The 3,008-nt window shown below is 34.3% G+C and carries 4 protein-coding genes; 3 read left to right on the forward strand and 1 reads right to left on the reverse strand.

Going from position 1 to position 3,008, the window contains the following annotated elements:
• Positions 1-181 precede the first annotated feature (181 nt).
• Positions 182-934: a GTP cyclohydrolase II gene (locus tag A194_RS0115660; RefSeq protein WP_017187732.1), complete on the forward strand. Its 753-nt coding sequence runs from the start codon at positions 182-184 to the stop codon at positions 932-934.
• On the opposite strand, the gene A194_RS0115665 is transcribed toward A194_RS0115660, so the two are convergent.
• Positions 923-1,168 (reverse strand): hypothetical protein, encoded by a 246-nt coding sequence (locus A194_RS0115665; protein WP_017187733.1) that lies wholly within the window; start codon positions 1,166-1,168, stop codon positions 923-925. The genes A194_RS0115660 and A194_RS0115665 overlap by 12 nt on opposite strands.
• 160 nt (positions 1,169-1,328) lie before the next feature.
• Between A194_RS0115665 and A194_RS19570 the strand changes: the two genes are divergently transcribed.
• Both A194_RS19570 and A194_RS0115675 read left to right on the forward strand, forming a co-directional pair.
• The gene (locus A194_RS19570) at positions 1,329-1,973 is read left to right on the forward strand and encodes a GntR family transcriptional regulator (RefSeq protein ID WP_017187734.1); all 645 of its coding nucleotides are present in this window, start codon (positions 1,329-1,331) and stop codon (positions 1,971-1,973) included.
• Positions 1,974-2,075: 102 nt separating this feature from the next.
• Positions 2,076-2,852, forward strand: coding sequence for an SDR family NAD(P)-dependent oxidoreductase (locus A194_RS0115675; protein ID WP_017187735.1), 777 nt, complete (start codon positions 2,076-2,078; stop codon positions 2,850-2,852).
• Positions 2,853-3,008: the final 156 nt, after the last annotated feature.

Consider the following 3,008-nt stretch of genomic DNA (forward strand, 5'->3'; position numbering starts at 1 on the left):
CTATTAATTTGCTAATATATAAATAAGTTTCTTATTAGTAAACAAATTAATAGTTGACAATCCAGCTTGATTTGTTTAAAGTTTTTATATATAAAACAATTATTCATATAAAAAAATAAAAACTGATAAATAGCTAAATTTGTTTAAGGAAATTTTATCTAATGAAATTAGAGGTGATTAAATGGGGATTCAAACAGAAGCTGAGTCTAAAGTTCTTTCTGTTCTTAAAGATCGTACTCAATTAATTGACCATGAAAGTGGAGCAATTTATTTAGTAGGACCAATTCGCATGCCAGTAGACTTACACGGTTTCACATATGAATTCAAATGGTACAGTTGGATTAAACGAGAAGAATTAATAGATAATTATGAAGAGTTAATGAATGAATTATCTTTTGCGAACTTAGCTGAAGCTCAACAATCCAGTGTGTTAGTATATGGCGACTTTGAAATTAGTCAAGACGCACTAATTCGTTTTCACTCTATTTGTCATACAGGTGATATATTTGGAAGTAAGCGTTGTGATTGTGGATTTCAATTAAAACAATCTATGCAAAATATTGTTGAACATGGATCAGGTGCTTTATTTTACTTAGCTAACCATGAAGGAAGAGGGATTGGGTTGTTTAGTAAAGCGATGGCTTACATTTTGCAAGAAAATGGTTACGATACAGTTGAAGCTAATGAAGCGTTAGGGTTTGAAGACGATATGAGGAACTATAGTGACGCGATTAAAGTGTTAAAAGAATTAAGAAATCTACCGGTTACGTTAATGACTAACAATCCTAAGAAATTAATGGCTCTAAGCGATGCAGGTCTCCAAGTATCAGCAAGAATGTCGTTGTGGGGTGGCCACTCAGAGTTTAATGAGAAATATTTAGAAACGAAAGTGAACCGTTCTGGTCATTTTATTGAAGATGAATTAGTTAATTAAATACTTAGTAAAGTGTGCAGCTAGTAATAGAAGGACAAAAGTCAACATCCAACTGATCAAACCAAATGCGTCATTCCATAAAGCGATCGTGTTAAGTACTCCAACCATGATTAATAATGTTGGTGTAATTAGTGCTTTAAAACTATAAACTCCAACTGATTGAGTTTTTTTGTAAATCACAAAAATTGAGATTAGGACTATAATAAGAAATACAAAAAAAGCGACTAAATCCATTTATAATACCCCCTTAGAACTCTATACTTTTTTCTTATTTTACCAAATTTATGTAATTTTGTGATTTGTTTTTGTTAACTTCTTCTAAACATAAGTTTAATTGTTTAACTGTACATTTTGTTATACTATTCATAACAAATGAATTTATGGAGAGTTGAGCATGTTTAACAATAGAACAGACATACAAGAACAAATCGGAGAATCCTTACCAGATCAAATTAGCAATTTTATATTGAAAAAGGTCTTAAAAGGGGAATATAAAGCTGGCGAAAAGATTGTAGAAGAATACATTGCTAGAGAGTTAAATACAAGTCGGGCACCAGTTAGAGAGGCGCTCTATTTATTACAAATAAAAGGTATAGTGGATCGTGTTCCAAGACGAGGAACCATTGTGAAATCATTTACAGATAAAGATGTTGAAGATTATCTTGTAGTTATGATTGGGATTATAGAACAAGGGATCAGTCTTTCACGAAATATGTGGACAGATGAAAATAAAGCGCAATTTAAAGCATTGTACTTAGGTACTAAAGAGAAATACAGGCAACAAGATGTTTTTGAATATCAAAACAACGCTGAAAAATTGTTCAGGTTTATACTTTACTTAACAGATAATAAAGCGTTAATTAAATTTTATGAAGAAGCTAACCAAATATTAAATGTATTTGCTCAAGTGCAATGGGATAAAGAAACAGTGGAAGATTTTGCTCCTGAATTTGATGATTTTGCAAATGCTATATTAGAGTCCAACTTTGATCAAGCAAAAGTTGCTGTAACTAAAGCGCTCAAGAAGGGGAAGGGGTAACCTTCCTTTTTTAAACAAGCATTATTGTCGACAATCGACAATAACTTTGTTAAATTGAAACTATAATCGATTACAATATAAAAGTGAGGAGGTTGGTTGTCGATGAAATTAGAAGGTAAAAGGATTGTCGTAACAGGTGGTTCACGTGGTATGGGGGCTGCTACTGTTCGTTCTTATGTAAAAGCAGGTGCAACTGTTGCATCATTGGACGTGTTGGATGACCAAGGAAAAGAAGTAGTAGATGAAGCTAACAATGTGGGTCCAGGGACTGCGACTTATTATCACTGTGATCTAGAAAATCGTTCTGAAATCCAAACTGTCCTTCAACAAATAGCTAAAGATTTTGGTGGGGTGGATGTTTTAGCTCATGTTGCTGCTGTTCAAAAATCAGCTCCAGCTGTAGAGATTTCAGATGAAGATTATAGTTTTCTTATGGATATCAATGTAAAGGGAACAATAGTAATAAACCAAGAAGCATATAAGGTAATGAGTGAGCAAGGACAAGGGGCTATTATTAACTACGGTTCTATATCAGGCTTAAGAAAAGAAGCTGGGGCTTCATTGTACTCAGCTTCAAAAGGGGCGGTCATGTCTTGGACAAGGAGTGTTGCTGCCGAATGGGGGCCTGATGGAGTGCGTGTAAATGCTGTACTTCCGGCAATTGATACTCCTATGTATAGAGAAGCACGTTCGAGACTATCTTCTGAACAACTAATTGCAATGGATCAACAAATTAAACAAGAGATTCCATTGGGCGGTGTATATGGAGACCCTGATGAGGATTTAGGTCCTGTAATGGTGTTTTTAGCTAGTGATGACTCTAAGTTTATTACTGGTCAATTATTACCTGTGGATGGTGGACAAGCGACAGTCAGGTAATAGCTAATAAGGGAGCGTTTTTAATCGCTCCTTTAATATTTTACAATTATTATCAGAATTTTTTAAAAAGGGGAGTTGTATGATGGGTAAAACGGTACTAATCACAGGTGGAGCTGGGGGCATTGGGCTAGAAACGGCTAAGGCATTTTTAGAAGA

It is taken from the genome of Alkalibacillus haloalkaliphilus C5, from assembly GCF_000269905.1.
Taxonomy (GTDB): domain Bacteria; phylum Bacillota; class Bacilli; order Bacillales; family Alkalibacillaceae; genus Alkalibacillus; species Alkalibacillus haloalkaliphilus_A.